The organism is Desulfotalea psychrophila LSv54 (assembly GCF_000025945.1).
GTDB lineage: Bacteria > Desulfobacterota > Desulfobulbia > Desulfobulbales > Desulfocapsaceae > Desulfotalea > Desulfotalea psychrophila.
This window is the reverse complement of sequence record NC_006138.1, coordinates 1,102,501-1,120,271: the sequence shown is the minus strand read 5'-3', so window position 1 is coordinate 1,120,271 and position 17,771 is coordinate 1,102,501. Positions and strand designations below refer to the sequence as shown.

The following is a 17,771-nucleotide window of genomic DNA, read 5'->3' as shown; positions in this document are numbered from 1 at the left end:
CTACCCGCTCTCATAGAGAGGATGGCTAGCCACCCTCTCTACTTTTTTACCTACTCTTTCTTACAGCTATGCTTTTTTTCAGTATGGCAGCAACTTTCCTTTGCTAGACCACGGATATCACTCTGGTGCTTTGCTATCAATATTATTGTCTTGAGACGCTTGAGCACCTTTTTAGAGTGTTCTTTCTTTTTGAGTTTTTCTACCTCTTCACAAATTGCCTGGAATGCTGAGGCAATGTTATCCGTTGCGAGCATGATATCCTCCTATAGTATGGGAAAAAGTTTGATAAGACAGGTACTCCATTTGAGAGTACTCCTTACAAGGATACGAAATATCTTTAGGATAACAAATTTTTTTAGCTCGGTATTAGATCAAATATGCCTTTTAAGGAAAAGGCCGATGCTCTCTTGGAAAAATCTTATCTTTTATGGCGATATAATATATCTTTCAAGAAGGTCTTGTTCTTGCCATTGATATTACTTTTTTGTATATTACACAATTTTGCCTTAGAGCATAGAATTGCAGGAGGATCTATATGTCTGGAAAATTCTTTAAAGCACGGTATAAACGTGAGTTTATCGAGGTTGTTTGTCCCATTTGTCGCATAACTAAAATTATAGCAGTACCGGAAGAAGAGATCCCAATGTGTGATAAGTGCAGGCGCCCCATGGTCATTAAAGAGATTTTGACCGAAGGAAAGTACTGATTTTACAAGCAACTATTACTAAATCACCCAATATTTTTATGAGCATTTCTAACTGGTCGTTATTCGATTTAAACTAACAAACCAGTTGTTTTGTTTCTAATTATTTCCCCGAGGAGAGAAGCGATGAAGTTTGGTAAGTTATGTATTGCCATGGTGCTCACCATGGTTATGTCTACCTGTGCCTTTGCAGCAGACATTAATTTGAGTAAATCTTCCAGTTTAAACACGATTGTAAAAAATGGAGAGCTCCGCATTGGTCTCAATGCCTCCTATCCTCCGTTTGAGATGACAAATAAACAGGGTCGTCTTATCGGCTTTGATGTTGAGCTTGGTAAAGAAATTGCAAAATCCATGGGCGTAAAGGTCAAGTTTGTTAATATGGACTTTGATGGTCTCATTCCCGCGCTTCTCTCGGACAAGTTTGACCTCATCATCTCCGGTATGACCCTTACCCAACAGCGTAATCTTAAAATCGCCTTTTCTAACCCCTATGTACTCATGGGCCAGGGAATCATGGTCAATATGTCCAAGGAAAAAGATATACGTCTCTATCGTAATCTCAACAAGCCTGAGATGAAGATTGTTTCCTGCATCGGTACCACCGGTGAAGAGGCAGCAAGAAAATATCTCCCTAAGGCTCAGTATAAATCTTTTGATCAGCCAAGCGATAGCGCCCAGGAAGTTATCAGTGGTCGTGCGGATGCCTTTGTTTATGACCTTCATGTACTTGAGGTATTACAAAAACGCATGGGTGGTGATAAAACTTTTCTCCTCAAAGAGCCCTTCACCTTTGAGCCCATGGCCATTGGTTTTAAGCAGGGTGACCCTGATTTAACTAACTTTATTAACAATTTCCTCTTTCAATTTAAGAACGATGGTCGCTATGAGCGTATTTACTCCAAATGGCTCCTGAGCAACAAATGGGAATCTCTCATTGACGGTTAATATCATGTAGTATGTGACTTTTGTCGCCCATTGAGTACCAGAAGGGGGAGTGAGGCATCAACCTCACTCTCCCATTTTACGTTATTTTACCTGAAGAGCTTTTTATGTCTCGCTACTCTGGCCTAGATGCCCCCAAAAGTCGCGGCTATTTCATGTTTTGGCGCTCCGCCATTGTTGTCTGCATGCTTGTCGTCATAGGTTTTACCTATGTAGCATCCTCCTACGTTGAATATAACTGGAACTGGAAACAGGTTCCCCAGTATTTTTGGTTAGATAAAACCATAGAGGTCCGTGCGGAGGTTGCCGGTGATATTGAAAAAATAATCAAAGGGCCAGAGGGATATTCCATTAGCATTATGGATGGTGCCTATACCGAAACCTTGCAAGCACCTGCCGATGCTGAGATTCTCCTCACAGAGGGTGATTATGCCTACGAGGGAGACCTGGTGGCAAGCTATAAGGTCAGCCAGCCTGGAATGCTCTTGATCAGTTTATGGATTACTCTCAAGGTGTCTTTCTTTGCCATAATTATAGGTATTACCCTTGGTATCTTAACCGGACTGTCCCGCGTTTCTGAAAATCCGCTCCTCAAGTGGTTCTCCATTATCTATATCGAGCTCATCCGTGGCACCCCGCTGATGGTACAGATATTTCTATGGTATTTTGTGGTGGGCAACCTGATTAATGCCTTCCTCACGCAAATAGGCATTGGTGGCGTTCCTCCCCTTTGGTTCGGGGTCATTGCCCTGGCCACCTTTACCGGTGCCTATACCGCCGAGATCGTTCGGGCCGGTATTCAGTCTGTGCATCGCGGCCAGATGGAGGCGGCTCGCTCTCTGGGGCTGACCTATGCGGAATCTATGCGCAAGGTCATCCTGCCCCAGGCACTTCGACGTATTATGCCACCACTTGCCGGACAGTTTATTAGCCTTATTAAAGATTCATCGCTACTCGGTGTAATTGCCATTCGAGAGGTTACTAAGGCCACAAGAGAAATTGTCAGTAGCTCTCTTATGCCCTATGAGATGTGGATAACCTGCGCCCTTCTCTATCTTGTTCTAACCTTTGCCCTGTCTCTTTGCGTTCAACATCTAGAAAGGAAAAGCCTGCGATGATCACTGCCAAAAACATCCATAAATACTTTGAAACCCCAAGCGGCACATTGCACGCGCTAAAAGATGTTTCGCTAACTGTAAAACCGGCTGAAGTTGTTGTTGTTATTGGCCCCTCCGGCTCCGGCAAGTCAACCTTTCTCCGTTGTCTTAACCGATTGGAATATGCAGATGCGGGAAGCATTGTTATCGATGGAGTGAATATACTTGATCCAAAATGTGCTATTAATGCCGTCCGGGCCGAGGTAGGAATGGTTTTCCAATCCTTCAACCTCTTTCCCCATATCACGGTGCTGGAAAATATCACCATGGCCCAGATATCTGTACGCAAGACCCGCAAGGCGGAGGCGGACAAAATCTCCATGGAACTGTTGGAAAAAGTTGGCCTATCCCAGAAAGCCGCTGCCTATCCTGACCAGCTCTCCGGCGGTCAACAGCAGCGTGTTGCCATTGCCAGATCCCTTGCCATGTCACCCAAGGTACTTCTCTTTGACGAACCAACTTCAGCCCTTGATCCTGAAATGGTAGGCGAGGTACTTGATGTTATGCAAGATCTTGCTAAGGAGGGCATGACCATGGTGGTGGTCACCCATGAAATGGGCTTTGCCCGTGAGGTTGCGGACCGGGTAGTCTTCATGGATGATGGCCAAATCCAGGAAGAGGGTAAGCCCGAACATTTTTTCACCAATCCGCAAAACGAGCGCACCAAACTCTTCCTCAAACAAATTCTCTAATAAAAAAGGGACAGCACCTCTCCGGCACTGTCCCTTTTTTTGCTGGCAACAAGGCCACCCCTTAGCAGGATGCAAACCCTGTTCTGTCCCTAGTGTCCCCCCCCCTATTGTCCACAGGAACCGCAGGATCCAGAGGAACATCCACCGCCCCCCGCCACAGGGTTTTCTGAAGAGATGGCAAAACCCGAGCGAGCGCCCTGATCAAGGTAGTCAAGGGTGATAGCACCGCACTGCTGAGCAAGCCCCTCCTCCACCAGAAAGGTAATGCCCCCTTCCGTAAGGATCTGGTCTTTTTCTCCCTCTTTATCAAGGGCAAGACCGAGTACATTACCGGAGCAACCGCCATTCATCAGGGCAATGCGTAGGGCGGATTCTATTTTATTGTCTGTCATATACTTCTTAAGATTTTCTATTGCGAAGGGTGTCACTGTAAGCATAATTTTTTCCTTGTTTTTATCAATGATCATTTTGCCATTCTGCCCCTTGGGACAGTGCACAGGCGTGTAATATACCTCGTCCCTATACGGCTCTTCTGCTTTCCGCAAAGGCCTGCATCCCAGCAGGAGTAGCAACCACAATATCTGAATTAAAAAAAGACAGTGGTCTGTTCTTACTCATCTTATTATTGAGAGGAGAAGACACGAGGGCCATCCTCTACACTGGACAAAATCATTTTCTGGCCGATCTGTCAAATAGGTTAATCCTATTAATCTTGCCGGATAATTAAAAAACACCAATAACAGTAGAGAGTTATACCCTGGCGACTTGCCTTGACGGGATAGCAGGTTCTCATCTGGAAGGGAATATTCGAGACCGAACCTCAGGGCCAGGAGAGCAAATGAGATATCAGCCCCCAGCTGCCTGCCATCATTGCATGTTTAAGGTGTGGAAACGGAAGAGATGGCTTGAGCATCTCCTCTTTGCTCGGGGCAGATTATATGAGGGCAGCAGAGATCATGGACCAACGCATTAAAGGCAAACGACTGGCCATGGGTCTCTCTGCCTAGACAATGTCTCCTCGGTGCATGGATCGTCGATCACCCACCTGCAAGTTCTTAGAGTAGCTTGATCTTTGCTGAAAAAAAATTAATCTGCCTTATAAAAGCTCATCTAAAATGAAAAAAATTAATATATTTCGGTCAAAAGACATTTTCCTTTACCTTTATTCTCCAGGCAAAAAAAAACGCATCCCCAAGGCCTTAGCCTCAGCCCACCACCCTCCGCCTGGCCACCCTGTCAATTTAACTCTTTTATTTCAATAAGTTACCTCTTTTCATATCCTGACGAAATGAGTAGGCTAAGTTCTTCATCAGGAGGCCTGAGCAGCTCAGAACCCCATAGCTCTTTATCGAAGTGTGATATGCGTAGGTCTTACCGAGTTTAATCCCCCCTTTTTCTGCCCCAAAGTAACAGGGAGCCGAAGAGAGGTCTCATTTTCATCTAAAAGGAGTACACTGTATGTTCGCAAATCTGAATTTACGATCCAAAATGTTGCTGGCAATCCTATCGGTGGTTGTCATTGCCTTTGTCGTAACCATTACCCTGGTAAGCAATAAGGCAAATTCAATTGTAAAAAAGGAGGCCTTTGCAAAAACCGAGCAGATTGCCTTCCGTTACAGCGGAGAGATCAGGGAGGACATTGAAGAGGCGATGGATGCGGCACGCATCCTGGCCCATAGCTATGAGGCCATCCTGATAAGCAAAACACGGCCGGAAAAGGAACTGCTTGATAGCTCCTTAAGACATATCCTGAAAAAAAACAACAACTTCACAGGCATCTGGGTAGCAGTAGAACCCAACACGATTTTTGAGACGTTCTATTATCCCTGGTTCCACAGAAAAGAGGGTAACATCGTTGCTGACCCTACCACGGACTTAAAGGACTATGAAGCAGCTGCAGCCGAGGAATACTACGCCCTGCCAAAAAGGCTCAAGAGAGAGGTGCTCATTGAGCCCTATGAGGATCCGGATATTCACACCCTGATGACCAGCGCCGCAGTCCCCATAATCCATAATGGTAGATGCATCGGTGTTGTCGGCATCGATATTGTCCTGGACGAGCTGACAGAAATGGTAAGAAAAATCAGACCATATGAAACGGGGGTGGCGAGTCTGATCTCCAATGCAGGAAAATATGTTGCCTATCCGGATAAGGAGAGAGTCGGCAAGGACATCGGAAATACAGAACTCCTCAAAAAGGCCAAGCAGGCCATAAGGGACGGTAAAATTTTTACAATGTCCTCCTATTCTGAAAAACTAAAGACAGATACCTACAGGATCTTTGTCCCCTCCTATATCGGAAATTCAGATAGCCCCTGGTCCTTTTCCGTTGAAATCCCCATGGAAAAGGTTCTGGAGGAATCCAGAAATATCACCTATACCTGCATCATTACCGGCATCATATCGGTGCTGTTGACTGCTTTAACCATCTTCTTTGTCTCTGGTTCCATTGTCAAACCCATTAAAATTGCCGTTGCCAGCCTGAAGGATATTGCAGAAGGAGAGGGCGACCTTACCATGCGTCTTGAGGTGAAAAACAGGGATGAGATAGGAGAGCTTGCCCACTGGTTCAATACCTTTGTTGAAAAACTCCAGGGAATAATCAAACAGATTGGCGAAGATGCTAATGTTGTTGCCGGATCCTCCACCGATCTGTCATCCGTTGCTGTGCAGATATCTTTGGGTGCTGAAAATACAGCAAGCCGGACCAATTCCGTGGCAACAGCCACAGAGGAGATGACCGCCAATCTCAGCAGTGTGGCCGCCGCCATGGAGCAGTCTACCACCAATACCGGGATGGTTGCTGCAGCGGCAGAGGAGATGAACGCCACCATTGATGAGATAGCGAAAAATACCGAAATGGCAACCCGGATTACCGATGAGGCCGTCCAGAAGGCCAGGAGCGCTTCCAGTAAAATGTCAGAGCTTGAGGAGGCAGCCATTACCATTACCAAGGTAACAGAGGTGATCAATGAGATCTCCGAGCAGACCAACCTTCTTGCCCTCAACGCAACCATTGAGGCAGCCCGGGCAGGAGAGGCAGGCAAGGGCTTCGCCGTGGTGGCCAACGAGATCAAGGCGCTTGCCCAGCAAACGGCCCAGGCGACTCTTGACATAAAAACCCAAATTGAGGGGGTGCAACAAACAACCACCACAGCGGTTAAAGAGATTGACGAGACCTCAACCGTTATTGACGGGGTTAATGACATTGTGACAATTATTGCCGCGGCCGTCGAGGAACAGTCAACAGCCATAAATGAAATCGTCACCAATATCAGCCAGGCCTCTCAGGGTATTGAAGAGGTTAATGAGAACATAAATCAGTGTTCAAATGTGGCAGGCGAAATAACCAGGGAAATTAGCCAGGTCAATTCGGAAACCGGGGAAATATCAAATGGCATCGGCCAGGTGAACCTCAGTGCCCAAAAACTCAATGAGATGTCTGCCAAGCTCAGTACCATCGTCGGTATGTTTAAGGTATAGATGAAAGTGGGGGGATCGCTGCGACCTGATACCGTGCGCCCCCCATTTTTCCTGGTCACGGACAGGCCATCGTGCCCCCATAGCCTATTAGCACAAGCTAACTTTTCAGGCAAAAGCGTAGCCATTGACCACTATACCATCTCCATTAGCACACAAAGAACGAAATATATTACGAATAATCGCAGCTACACCAGCCTTTGTTCTCAAAAAGAAAAAATACCCATTCTCTACGCCTTAGCCTCAGCTCGATCGCCTCCTAAAAACACACCTGTTAGGCTTGTTCTGCAATTACAATAAGTTACCTCTTCCAATGTCCATATAAAATGGGTAGGCTAAGACTTTCATGAAAAGATACCGAGAAGCTCAGAACCCCATAGCTCTCTATCAAAGCATGACATGTGTAGGTTTTACCGAGTTTAGTCCCCCCTTTTTCTGCCCCAAAAGTAACAGGAAGCCGAAGAGAGGTCTCGTTCTCATCCAAAAGGAGTATGCTGTATGTTCTCAAAACTGAATTTACGATCCAAGATGTTGCTCTCAATCCTATCGGTGGTGGTAATTGCCTTTACTCTCACCATTGGCCTGGTAAGCAACAAGGCAAATTCGATTGTCAAAAAAGAGGCCTTTGATAAAACCGAGCAGATTGCCTTTCGCTACAGCGGAGAGCTCAAGGAAGATATTGAAGAGGCAATGGATGCGGCACGAATACTGGCCCATAGCTATGAGGCTATCTTAATGGGCAAAAAACAGCCGGAGAGGGAGTTGCTTGATAATTCCCTAAGGCGTATTTTAGAGAAAAGCCCCAAGTTCTCAGGCATCTGGGTGATGGTAGATCCAAAAACAATTTTCACAAAGCACTACTCTCCATGGTTTCACCGGGAAGGAAGCAGCATCGTTGCTGCCCCTACCATAGAATCAGTAGCCTATGAGGCATCTTTATCAAACGAATTCTACACCCTGCCAAAAAGACTCGGGAAAGAAGTGCTCATTGAACCCTATGAGGATCCGGATCTTCACTCTCTGATGACCACCGCCACAGTACCCATAGTCTATAAGGGCCGATGCATCGGTGTTGTTGGCATCGATATTGTCCTGGAAGGGCTGACGGAGATGGTAACAAAAATAAGGCCATATGGAACCGGCGTAGCAAGTCTAATCTCCAATGCGGGCAAGTATGTCGCTCATCCGGATAAGGAGAGAGTCGGCAAGGATATCGGAGCCACAAAACTCCTGAGAAAGGCCAAGCAGGCCATAGAGAACGGTGAAATTTTCACCATGATTTCCTACTCTGAAACCCTGAAAACAGATGTTTACAGGGTCTTTGTCCCCTCCTATATCGGCAATTCAGATACCCCATGGTCCTTTTCCGTTGAAATCCCCATGGAGAGAGTACTGCAGGAATCCAGAGAAATGACATATAGTTGCATCATCACCGGCATCATATCTGTGCTGTTGGCCGCTATTGTAATCTTCCTGGTATCTGGCACCATCGTAAAACCCATCAAAATTGCAGTTGCCGGCCTGAAGGATATTGCCGAAGGAGAGGGCGACCTCACCATGCGTCTTGAGGTAAAAAGTAGAGATGAGATAGGAGAGCTTGCCATCTGGTTCAATACCTTTATTGAAAAGCTTCAGGGAATAATCACAGAGATTAGTGAAAACGCCAATGTTGTTGCCGGATCCTCCACCGATCTCTCAGCCATTGCCGTGCAGATATCCTCAGGTGCTGAAAATACAGCGGTCCGAGCCAATACCGTGGCAACAGCCACCGAGGAGATGACCACCAATCTCAACAATGTGGCAGCGGCCATGGAGCAATCTACCACCAATACCGGGATGGTTGCAGCGGCTGCGGAGGAGATGACCTCCACCATTAATGAGATAGCTAAAAACACCGAGATGGCAACACATGTTACAGATAAGGCTGTCCAAAAGGCCAAGAGCGCTTCCAGCAAAATGTCAGAGCTTGAAGAGGCGGCTATTACCATCAGCAAGGTAACAGAGGTTATCAATGAGATCTCCGAACAGACCAACCTTCTGGCCCTTAATGCAACCATTGAGGCGGCCCGGGCTGGCGAGGCGGGCAAGGGCTTTGCCGTGGTAGCCAACGAAATTAAGGAGCTTGCCAATCAGACTGCCAAGGCGACCCTTGATATTAAAAACCAGATTGAGGGAGTACAAAAGACAACCACCACAGCGGTTAAAGAGATTGACGAAACCTCTGCCGTTATTGACGGGGTTAATGACATTGTTACAATCATTGCCGCTGCCGTTGAGGAACAGTCAACGGCCATAACGGAAATCGTCGCCAATATTAGCCAAGTCTCTCAGGGTATCAGCGAGGTTAACGAGAACATAAATCAGTCTTCAGCTGTAGCAGGTGAAATAAGCCAGGAAATTACCCAAGTCAATTCGGAGACCAGCGAAATATCAAGTGGCATCGGCCAGGTGAACCTCAGTGCAACGAAATTGAATGAAATGTCAGCCAAGCTGAGCGCCATCGTCGGCATGTTTAAGGTATAATCGAAGGAGTGTTTGGGTGGATGGCCTTTAGTGAAAACGGCCATCCACTCACTCTGCCCGCCTCCTGCCACGCAGCTATTGCCTGAAGGCTTACAGTGTTTTTATGTAATTGATGATATGCCAACTCTCTTCGTCGGTGAGATCTCCGACAAATGAGGGCCGCTCCCCTGCCCCTCATAATTTTCCACTGAAAGTCACCCTCACTGTGAGTTCTCAGGCGCTGAGACAGATTCGGCGTCTGTTTACCAAGCCCTGTTTAACGAGCGAAGAGCAGAACAGCTATTGGCCAACAGGCCAACAGGGAGTAGGTGATGATATTTGCATTGCGAATCTCTAATTTTAGCTGTTGAGCTGGTACTTTTCCTAAAAATCTTCTGGAGACCAAATACTCAGACCACCAGGAGACAAAGAAAAACGGCACAAGTAGTACTATGCCCGCTGCTGGAATCATCCAGTTAAGCTCTCTTTCATAGGGGATCAGCCACGGTGCCTGCCAGGTAACGGCAAGCACCTTGCCCAGAACCGTATCAACTCCATGAGCCGAGCCACCTCCTGTTACCATTTGCCCCAGCGTTAGAAGAACCCAGGTGAGCGGAATACCCACCAGGGTTGAGACCAGGTTGGAGATGGTCACAGTTTTTGCCACTAATTTTGGCCTGAGGGCAAGTCTTCTGACCAGATAGAGGGACTCTATGAGAATGACAGGGATCAGCGCTACAGCAAATGCCGGCATAACCAAAACCAGCATGGGCACACCTGCATTTGCCTGGGCCCACGATGGAGAAAATGCCATAACCATAATGGCTAAAAGAGATAGTCGGTGCCTTAGTTGCATATTTACCTCTGCGTTGAGTGGTGGATTCAGCTACAAAAAGCTGGAGGATCATAAAATAAGGGTAGCAGATCCTTGTTTGCAGGGGAAGGCTGCTCCCTCCTCCCCCTCCGAGAAGTAAAGGCAACTTAGTGCCAGCGTCATTTGTCGTAATGATGATTAGATAGAGCTTGGCGCAGGTAGGTTTTTGGGTCACCATGGGAAATGATAAAAATTTGTTCGGTGGTGTTGAAACAACAAAATCAAAAGAGAATATTTCGTAAAGGGTAATCCTAAAAGGCAAGGAAATACCTAGAACGTCTCTTCCCAAGGAGGGGGAGATGGAGGGGGTGTGCTTATTTAGGGGAGGCTGGGTGGGGGTGCGTTTGTTTAGGAAAGGAAGAAGAAAAGGGGAGGTCTAACGCTGACGTCCTCCCCAAAAAAAGAGCTCTTATAAATTAAATAATTTGAGCCTAGCCTCAAAGAAGCGCATAATTTTATTTGTAGAACGTTTTTTTTAGAATGAGATCAAATTTTGAAAGTGCTTATGCCAGAACCTGAATACTAAGTTACTTAGGACAACCTCACCTGTAGTTAACCCACAAAGTAAGGGGTATATGCTATGTCAAACGAAAAACCGCCAGCCAGCACCCTTGACGCTGATATTGACCTTGAGAAAATACCAGTCGATCAGCTGCTCACCAAACTCGGCGTTCAAGCAGAACAAGGTCTGAGTAGCCCCGAAGCACAACAACGACTCAGCCAATATGGGCCGAATGCCCTGGTTGAAAAAGAGGAAAGCCTGTCCGCCAAAATTATGGGCCATTTCATGGGGCCTATTGCCTACATGATTGAGGCCGCAGCGCTCATTTCAGCCCTGATCGGTCACTGGGCCGACTTCGCCATCATCAGCGTCCTGCTGTTGTTTAACGTCGGACTTGAGATGTGGCAGGATCGCAAGTCCTCGAATGCCTTGGCAGAACTTAAAAAGGGACTGGCGCCGGAAGCCACCGCCATGCGCGATGGCAAATGGCAAACAGTGGCGGCGGCAAATCTAGTTCCCGGCGACATCGTCAAGATTCGCTTGGGTATGGTTGTTCCCGCCGATGTGCGGATGGTCGGCGGCGACTACGCGTCCATAGATCAGTCGGGGCTAACCGGTGAATCGCTACCAGTAACCAAGAAGGTTGGCGACGAGGGTTATTCAGGCAGTGTAGTTAAGCAGGGCGAGATGGTTTGCGTAGTCATTAACACGGGCTCCAATACTTTATTTGGTCGGACCGCTAAACTGGTTGCCGGCGCGGGGTCGGTCAGTCACGCTCAAAAAGCCATGTTCCAGATTGGTAACTTTCTCATTATCGTCGCCGTCGCACTTGCGCTGATCATGGTCGCCGTTCAGGTTTATCATAATTTTGTCGTCGCAGATACCTGGGATATGAATGATGCCCTCAGCATTCTGCAGTTCGTGCTGGTCTTATTGGTTGCCTCAATCCCCGTGGCAATGCCGACGGTGTTTTCGATGACCATGGCCCTGGGAGCGCTACAACTATCGAAGGAAAAGGCGATTGTTTCCAAGCTCTCAGCGATTGAGGAGATGGCAGGGGTCAATATTCTCTGCTCCGACAAAACCGGAACCTTAACCAAGAATCAGCTCTCGTTGGCAGACCCCATCCTTATAGAGGGCACGCACGCGCAAGACTGTCTTTTGGCCGCAGCGCTCGCCTCGAACATCGAAGATAAAGATGCCATTGATACCGCTGTTATCCAGGCACTCAAGGATCAAAATGTTCTCAATAACTGGAAAAAACTAAAATTCGTACCTTTTGATCCAGTAACAAAGCGCACCTCGGCAAGCGTAATCGATTCAACAGGCAAGGCCTTCGTAGTCACTAAAGGCGCGCCACAGGCGATTATTGATATTGCCAAACCCTCCACAGAGATTGCGCAGAAAGTCAAAGATGCAGTTGCCGCACTGGCGGCCAAGGGTTCGCGGGCGCTAGGCGTTGCCCGTTCTGAAGATAACGGGGTGACCTGGTCTTTCCTGGGCATACTACCGATGTTTGATCCACCGCGTGATGATTCGAAATTGACCATTGATAACGCTCGCGAAAAAGGGGTGTTGGTGAAAATGATCACTGGCGACGACACCGCTATCGCTATCGAAACGGCTCGCCAACTTGGCATTGGTATAAATATTATTCCGGCGGCGGATGCCTTTCCTAAGGAGATGGATCCCAACAATGTACCACCGGAAATCGTAGACTTAATTGAGCAGGCGGACGGCTTCGCGCGTGTATTTCCTGAGCATAAATACGCTATCGTCAAGGCCCTACAATCGCGCGGCCATCTGGTGGCTATGACCGGCGACGGCGTTAACGACGCACCAGCACTCAAACAAGCCGATTGCGGCACCGCTGTTTCCGGCGCCACTGATGCGGCACGCAGCGCTGCGGCATTGATTCTCACCGCCCCCGGTTTATCGGTCATCAACAGCGCGATCGACGAAGCACGGCGTATTTTTGGCCGCATTACCAGCTACACCATTTACCGGGTAGCTTTAACCATGGACATCATGTTCCTGGTCGTGCTCTCCATTATTTTTCTCGGCTTTACACCACTGACACCCATTATGATTGTCGCCATGTCGCTGCTCGATGATGTGCCGATCATGGCTATCGCCTACGACAACACACCGGTCAGTGAAAAGCCGATTCGTTGGAAAATGCCACAGTTGTTAGGCGTCTCAGCAGTACTTGGCCTGTTTTCTATTGCCCAGTCCTTTGGTTTTCTCTTAATCGGCATGGAAGTATTATCAAGCCCAACTGAGCAAGCTTTTTTTGGTTTGACAACACATGCCCAGCTACAGACACTGATGTTTCTGCAACTGGTTGCCGGCGGTCATCTGCTGCTGTTCGTTACTCGCACGGAACGCTGGTTTTTTCTGCGCCCCCTCCCAGCCGCGCCTCTGTTCCTGGCGATCCTCTGTACCCAAATCCTGGCAATCCTAATGTGCGCTCTGGGTTGGCTGGTCGACCCCATTTCATGGACCATGATCGGCTGGACTTGGGCCTACAATCTGGTCTGGATGTTCCTGCTAGGCGCAGTCAGACTAATTACCGAGCACCTTATGGCTTATCGTACGACACGTCATTTAAAGAGTTTGAAAATGGTGAATCAGCCACTGCAAGCGCATGATTAAAAAAATATTGGCAACCCAAACAAACTCGCTCAAGCAAATAAGGAAGGGCAAACATGCATTATCGCAAAAAATTCATCGTCGAACCAGATAAAAAGGTCCATCTGGACAAAATTGATCCCTCTTACATCGGTAAGCACGATTCACACCAACAGGCAATGCCTGAGATAGAGGAACACGTTGCCCGGATGGCCAAAATGCAATATCTGCTTTACGCAGATGGCAATCAGTCTCTACTGGTAATCTTGCAGACACGAGATGCCGCTGGCAAAGACGGCGTGGTGCGACATTTATTCAGCGGTGTTAACCCGCAGGGGACATCGGTAGTCGGCTTCAAACAACCCAGCAAAGACGAAGCTGCCCACGATTTTCTCTGGCGAGCCCACCAGCATACACCGGCTAAGGGCGAGATAGTTGTATTCAACCGCTCGCACTACGAAGATGTGTTGGTCGTGCGCGTACACAAGTTGGTAGAAAAGGCGGTTTGGTCAAAGCGCTACGACTTAATCAACGATTTCGAAACGATGCTTACAAACAACGGTACACGAATTCTCAAGTTCTTTTTGCATATCAGCCCAGAAGAACAATTATCACGGTTTAAACAGCGTTTGGATGATCCAGCCCGAAACTGGAAAATCAGCGATGCCGATTATTCCGAACGCGAGTTATGGCCCAAATACACCAAAGCCTATGAAGAGACATTGAAACGGACAAGTACCCCGCATGCTCCGTGGTACGTAATTCCAGCTAATCACAAGTGGTTTCGGAATCTCGCAATCTCAGAAATTATCGTGGATACCATGGACGAAATGGGCTTAAAACTGCCGCCTTCCCATGTGGATCTGGAAGACATTCGCAACAAATATCATGCTGCAGAGGAGAAACAGGCAGGGATGAAGGGTAAAGTTGAAGTAGGGCACAAGAAAAACAAGAAGAGTAAAAGCAAGGCTTGAAGGTGCGAGCCTGTTCGTTATACGAACCGGGCATCTATAGCCTTCACCACAGCTGTTAGGAAAAACCTGACACAAACGAAAATATTTTGTGAAGGGCAAGCTATGATGGGCACACTACGCTTCACTGCTACCCATCCTACAGTAGCTTCAAATTATTTTCTTTTTAGGAAAGAGAATGTGCTAGAGCTTTGGCAGATGCTTAGAACGCCTCTCCACCTTGACGAGGGGGAGATGGAGGCTGTGCTTATTTAGGGGAGATTGGGCGGGGAGTGTTTATTGGGGAAAGAAAGGAAAAAAGGGAAAGCTTGCTAGGTTTAAGGGGAGAATTCTGGGGGAGTTGTGAAATGGCTTTTGCTCCATTGCAAAAAATTTATTAAAAATCACCATGGGGAATGGGTAAAAATTTTCTTCAGGAGTATTGGAGCGTCAAAATCAAATGAGGGCATGTTATAAGATGTGAGTCTAAACGGAGCAGCTGTGCTCAATATCGTTCTCTGTAGGTCGCTATAAATTTCTGATTTGTAGATATTTTGTAGTCTGTAACGCCCCCTCCCTCCTCCCCCTCCGAGAAGTGGAGGTGACTTAGACCCATCATCATTTGTCGCAATTATAGATAGATAGCGCTTAGCGAAGGTAGGATTCCGGGTCACCACGGGAAATGATAAAAATTTGTTCTGAGTGTTGAAACGTCAAAAAAAATATTTTGCCAAGGGTTAGCCTAACACCTTGTGTCCACCACTCTGTTCCGCTTCACTGCTGATTTTCCCTCTGTGATCTCTGTGGTAAATACTTTTTTGATGTTAGGAAAAAATGGAAAGCTTGGTAAGTTTGTGGGAATTTATTTTGCGGGAAAGTCTCTTCCCGAGGAGGGAGACTCCGGGTAAGCGTAGACTCCAGTTTCGCATCGTATTCGGAATGGGAACGAGCCAAGTCTCTCGACTTTAAGTTTAGGCCGCTCTTTCTTTGTGCTTTTTGTAGTAAATGTTTTTTGCTCTTACTGATAGCTGACAGCTTTTGGCTTACAGCTCCAGTTTCTGCTTTTTCTCATACCCATAAACACAGAAAGCCCCAAGTCGAAATTAATCAACTTGGGGCTTTTATATATAAAATTCGGCGGCGACCTACTCTTCGACACCCCCCATGCAGTACCATCGGCGTTAAGGTAAGCGAGTGCAACGAGACTCCAGGTAAGCGTAGACTCCTGTTTCGCATCGTGTTCGGAATGGGAACGGACATGCCTCTTTAATGCCTTGATTTTAATCGTTTTTTGAATAAATCAAACTGGAATTATTCTATCTTTACTCGCATGTAGTCTTTACATATTTTAAACAAAAAAAAGCCCAAACTAAATTAATAGTTTGGGCTTTATATATAAAAAATTCGGCGGCGACCTACTCTCCCATGCAGTACCATCGGCGCTGAAGAGTAGGTAAGCGACCGTAGGGAGACTCCGTCATTCGTGTTCGGAATGGGAACGGATGATCTTACCCCTGCCAACAAGACAAGTTATGGTGAATATTTTTAATGCTTTTCTCTATGGTAAGCATTTTTTACTGTTACTGACAGCTTTTGGCTTACAGCTCCAGTTTCTATTTTTCTCATACCCATAAACACAGAAAACCCCAAGTCGAAATTAATCAACTTGGGGCTTTTTATATAAAAAATTCGGCGGCGACCTACTCTCCCACACAGTCTCCCATGCAGTACCATCGGCGCTGAAGAGCGTAGGTAAGCGACCGAAGGGAGACTCCGTCATTCGTGTTCGGAATGGGAACGGGTAGATTCTCTCCTTTAGGTTTATGTTGTTACTGATAGCTCAAACTCGCCACTCCGCTAATGCTCCACTGCTATAACTCTGCTTTCTATTTTTTCTCATACCTATAAACACAGAAAACCCCAAGCTGAAATTAATCAACTTGGGGCTTATATATAAAAAATTCGGCGGCGACCTACTCTCCCACACAGTCTCCCATGCAGTACCATCGGCGCTGAAGAGCTTAACTTCCGTGTTCGGAATGGGAACGGGTGGAGCCTCTTCGCTATGGCCACCGAAAAAATTCGGCGTTCTTAATTAAATATAGAGTATTCAGTTAGTTTCTTAATAGCATAATCAAGGATATGGATAAGCCGCACGGCTTATTAGTATCGGTTAGCTCCAAGTGTTACCACTCTTCCACACCCGACCTATCAACGTTGTGGTCTACAACGAGCCTTCAGATGATTTTAAATCATGGGAAATCTAATCTTGGAGTAGGCTTCCCGCTTAGATGCTTTCAGCGGTTATCCCTTCCGAACTTAGCTACCCAGCGATGCTCCTGGCGGAACAACTGGTACACCATAGGTTCGTCCACCCCGGTCCTCTCGTACTAGGGGAAGATCTCCTCAAATTTCCTGCGCCCGCAACAGATAAGGACCAAACTGTCTCACGACGTTTTAAACCCAGCTCGCGTACCACTTTAATTGGCGAACAGCCAAACCCTTGGGACCTGCTTCAGCCCCAGGATGTGATGAGCCGACATCGAGGTGCCAAACCTCCCCGTCGATATGGACTCTTGGGGGAGATAAGCCTGTTATCCCCGGAGTACCTTTTATCCGTTGAGCGACGACCCTTCCATGCGGAATCGCCGGATCACTAAGACCTACTTTCGTACCTGCTCGACATGTCTGTCTCGCAGTCAAGCTCCCTTATGCCTTTACACTCTACGGCTGGTTTCCAATCAGCCTGAGGGAACCATCGCGCGCCTCCGTTACTCTTTAGGAGGCGACCGCCCCAGTCAAACTACCCACCAGACAATGTCCCGGATCCGGGTAACGGATCGCGGTTAGATTTCAAAGATAACAAGGGTGGTATTTCAAGGTTAGCTCCACACACACTAGCGTGCATGCTTCAAAGCCTCCCACCTATCCTACACATGTTACCTCTAAAACCAATGCCAAGCTATAGTAAAGGTTCACGGGGTCTTTCTGTCTTGTTGCGGGTAACCGGCATCTTCACCGGTACTACAGTTTCGCTGAGTCTCTGGTTGAGACAGTGGGGAAATCGTTACGCCATTCGTGCAGGTCGGAACTTACCCGACAAGGAATTTCGCTACCTTAGGACCGTTATAGTTACGGCCGCCGTTTACCGGGGCTTCGGTTCATTGCTTCGCTTACGCTAACAAGTCCCCTTAACCTTCCGGCACCGGGCAGGCGTCAGACCCTATACTTCGTCTTTCGACTTCGCAGAGTCCTGTGTTTTTAGTAAACAGTCGCTCCCCCCATTTCACTGCAACCAGACTAGGCTTCGTTAGTAAATAACTATACCTTGCTGG

Annotated in this window: 11 protein-coding genes and 2 rRNA genes (1 of these 13 running past the window's edge); 8 read left to right on the top strand and 5 right to left on the bottom strand. The window is 47.3% G+C overall.

Translation table 11 applies throughout. The features are described from left to right. Positions 1–50 precede the first annotated feature (50 nt). The gene (locus DP_RS04985) at positions 51–254 is read right to left on the bottom strand and encodes a hypothetical protein (RefSeq protein ID WP_041277640.1); all 204 of its coding nucleotides are present in this window, start codon (positions 252–254) and stop codon (positions 51–53) included. Between the two features lie 281 nt (positions 255–535). Here DP_RS04985 and DP_RS18235 point away from each other — a divergent pair, with 281 nt between their 5' ends. From DP_RS18235 to DP_RS04970, 4 genes are all read left to right on the top strand, one after another. Continuing rightward, positions 536–706, top strand: coding sequence for a hypothetical protein (locus tag DP_RS18235; RefSeq protein WP_173362828.1), 171 nt, complete (start codon positions 536–538; stop codon positions 704–706). 123 nt (positions 707–829) lie between these two features. Beyond that, positions 830–1,651 (top strand): transporter substrate-binding domain-containing protein, encoded by an 822-nt coding sequence (locus DP_RS04980; RefSeq protein ID WP_041277639.1) that lies wholly within the window; start codon positions 830–832, stop codon positions 1,649–1,651. A gap of 104 nt (positions 1,652–1,755) precedes the next feature. Further along, positions 1,756–2,766 (top strand): amino acid ABC transporter permease, encoded by a 1,011-nt coding sequence (locus DP_RS04975; protein WP_011188233.1) that lies wholly within the window; start codon positions 1,756–1,758, stop codon positions 2,764–2,766. Further along, a complete protein-coding gene (locus DP_RS04970; RefSeq protein ID WP_011188232.1) occupies positions 2,763–3,497 on the top strand; it encodes an amino acid ABC transporter ATP-binding protein in 735 nt (244 codons plus the stop codon). The genes DP_RS04975 and DP_RS04970 overlap by 4 nt, the downstream gene beginning before the upstream one ends. 104 nt (positions 3,498–3,601) lie before the next feature. Here DP_RS04970 and DP_RS04965 read toward each other — a convergent pair whose 3' ends face one another. Further along, complete coding sequence (locus DP_RS04965; protein ID WP_041278377.1) at positions 3,602–3,934, bottom strand: IscA/HesB family protein; 333 nt, start codon at positions 3,932–3,934, stop codon at positions 3,602–3,604. Positions 3,935–4,955: 1,021 nt separating this feature from the next. On the opposite strand from DP_RS04965, the gene DP_RS16660 reads away from it, so the two are divergent. Together DP_RS16660 and DP_RS04955 are read left to right on the top strand one after the other, a co-directional pair. Then, the gene (locus DP_RS16660; protein WP_011188230.1) at positions 4,956–6,980 is read left to right on the top strand and encodes a methyl-accepting chemotaxis protein; all 2,025 of its coding nucleotides are present in this window, start codon (positions 4,956–4,958) and stop codon (positions 6,978–6,980) included. A gap of 495 nt (positions 6,981–7,475) precedes the next feature. After that, positions 7,476–9,500 carry a methyl-accepting chemotaxis protein gene (locus DP_RS04955; protein WP_011188228.1) on the top strand — a complete coding sequence of 675 codons (2,025 nt, stop codon included), beginning with the start codon at positions 7,476–7,478 and terminating at the stop codon, positions 9,498–9,500. Positions 9,501–9,756: 256 nt separating this feature from the next. Here DP_RS04955 and DP_RS04950 read toward each other — a convergent pair whose 3' ends face one another. Then, on the bottom strand, positions 9,757–10,335 hold the full coding sequence (locus DP_RS04950) for a hypothetical protein (RefSeq protein ID WP_011188226.1): 579 nt from the start codon (positions 10,333–10,335) through the stop codon (positions 9,757–9,759). Between the two features lie 598 nt (positions 10,336–10,933). Between DP_RS04950 and DP_RS04945 the strand changes: the two genes are divergently transcribed. Both DP_RS04945 and DP_RS04940 read left to right on the top strand, forming a co-directional pair. Next, positions 10,934–13,510 carry a plasma-membrane proton-efflux P-type ATPase gene (locus DP_RS04945; protein ID WP_011188225.1) on the top strand — a complete coding sequence of 859 codons (2,577 nt, stop codon included), beginning with the start codon at positions 10,934–10,936 and terminating at the stop codon, positions 13,508–13,510. Between the two features lie 53 nt (positions 13,511–13,563). Further along, the gene (locus tag DP_RS04940; protein WP_011188224.1) at positions 13,564–14,460 is read left to right on the top strand and encodes a polyphosphate kinase 2 family protein; all 897 of its coding nucleotides are present in this window, start codon (positions 13,564–13,566) and stop codon (positions 14,458–14,460) included. A 1,936-nt stretch (positions 14,461–16,396) separates the two neighbouring features. On the opposite strand, the gene rrf is transcribed toward DP_RS04940, so the two are convergent. After that, positions 16,397–16,513 (bottom strand): 5S ribosomal RNA (gene rrf, locus DP_RS04935). Between the two features lie 65 nt (positions 16,514–16,578). After that, positions 16,579–17,771, bottom strand: a 23S ribosomal RNA gene (locus DP_RS04930) (it continues 1,724 nt past the right edge of the window).

Excerpts from the sequence above, each read along its gene's own strand:
- DP_RS04945 (WP_011188225.1), top strand. The coding sequence starts at position 10,934 with ATGTCAAACGAAAAACCGCCAGCCAGCACCCTTGACGCTGATATTGAC.
- DP_RS04965 (WP_041278377.1), bottom strand. The coding sequence starts at position 3,934 with ATGCTTACAGTGACACCCTTCGCAATAGAAAATCTTAAGAAGTATATG.
- DP_RS04950 (WP_011188226.1), bottom strand. The coding sequence starts at position 10,335 with ATGCAACTAAGGCACCGACTATCTCTTTTAGCCATTATGGTTATGGCA.
- DP_RS18235 (WP_173362828.1), top strand. The coding sequence starts at position 536 with ATGTCTGGAAAATTCTTTAAAGCACGGTATAAACGTGAGTTTATCGAG.
- DP_RS04985 (WP_041277640.1), bottom strand. The coding sequence starts at position 254 with ATGCTCGCAACGGATAACATTGCCTCAGCATTCCAGGCAATTTGTGAA.
- DP_RS16660 (WP_011188230.1), top strand. The coding sequence starts at position 4,956 with ATGTTCGCAAATCTGAATTTACGATCCAAAATGTTGCTGGCAATCCTA.
- DP_RS04975 (WP_011188233.1), top strand. The coding sequence starts at position 1,756 with ATGTCTCGCTACTCTGGCCTAGATGCCCCCAAAAGTCGCGGCTATTTC.
- DP_RS04940 (WP_011188224.1), top strand. The coding sequence starts at position 13,564 with ATGCATTATCGCAAAAAATTCATCGTCGAACCAGATAAAAAGGTCCAT.
- DP_RS04980 (WP_041277639.1), top strand. The coding sequence starts at position 830 with ATGAAGTTTGGTAAGTTATGTATTGCCATGGTGCTCACCATGGTTATG.
- DP_RS04970 (WP_011188232.1), top strand. The coding sequence starts at position 2,763 with ATGATCACTGCCAAAAACATCCATAAATACTTTGAAACCCCAAGCGGC.
- DP_RS04955 (WP_011188228.1), top strand. The coding sequence starts at position 7,476 with ATGTTCTCAAAACTGAATTTACGATCCAAGATGTTGCTCTCAATCCTA.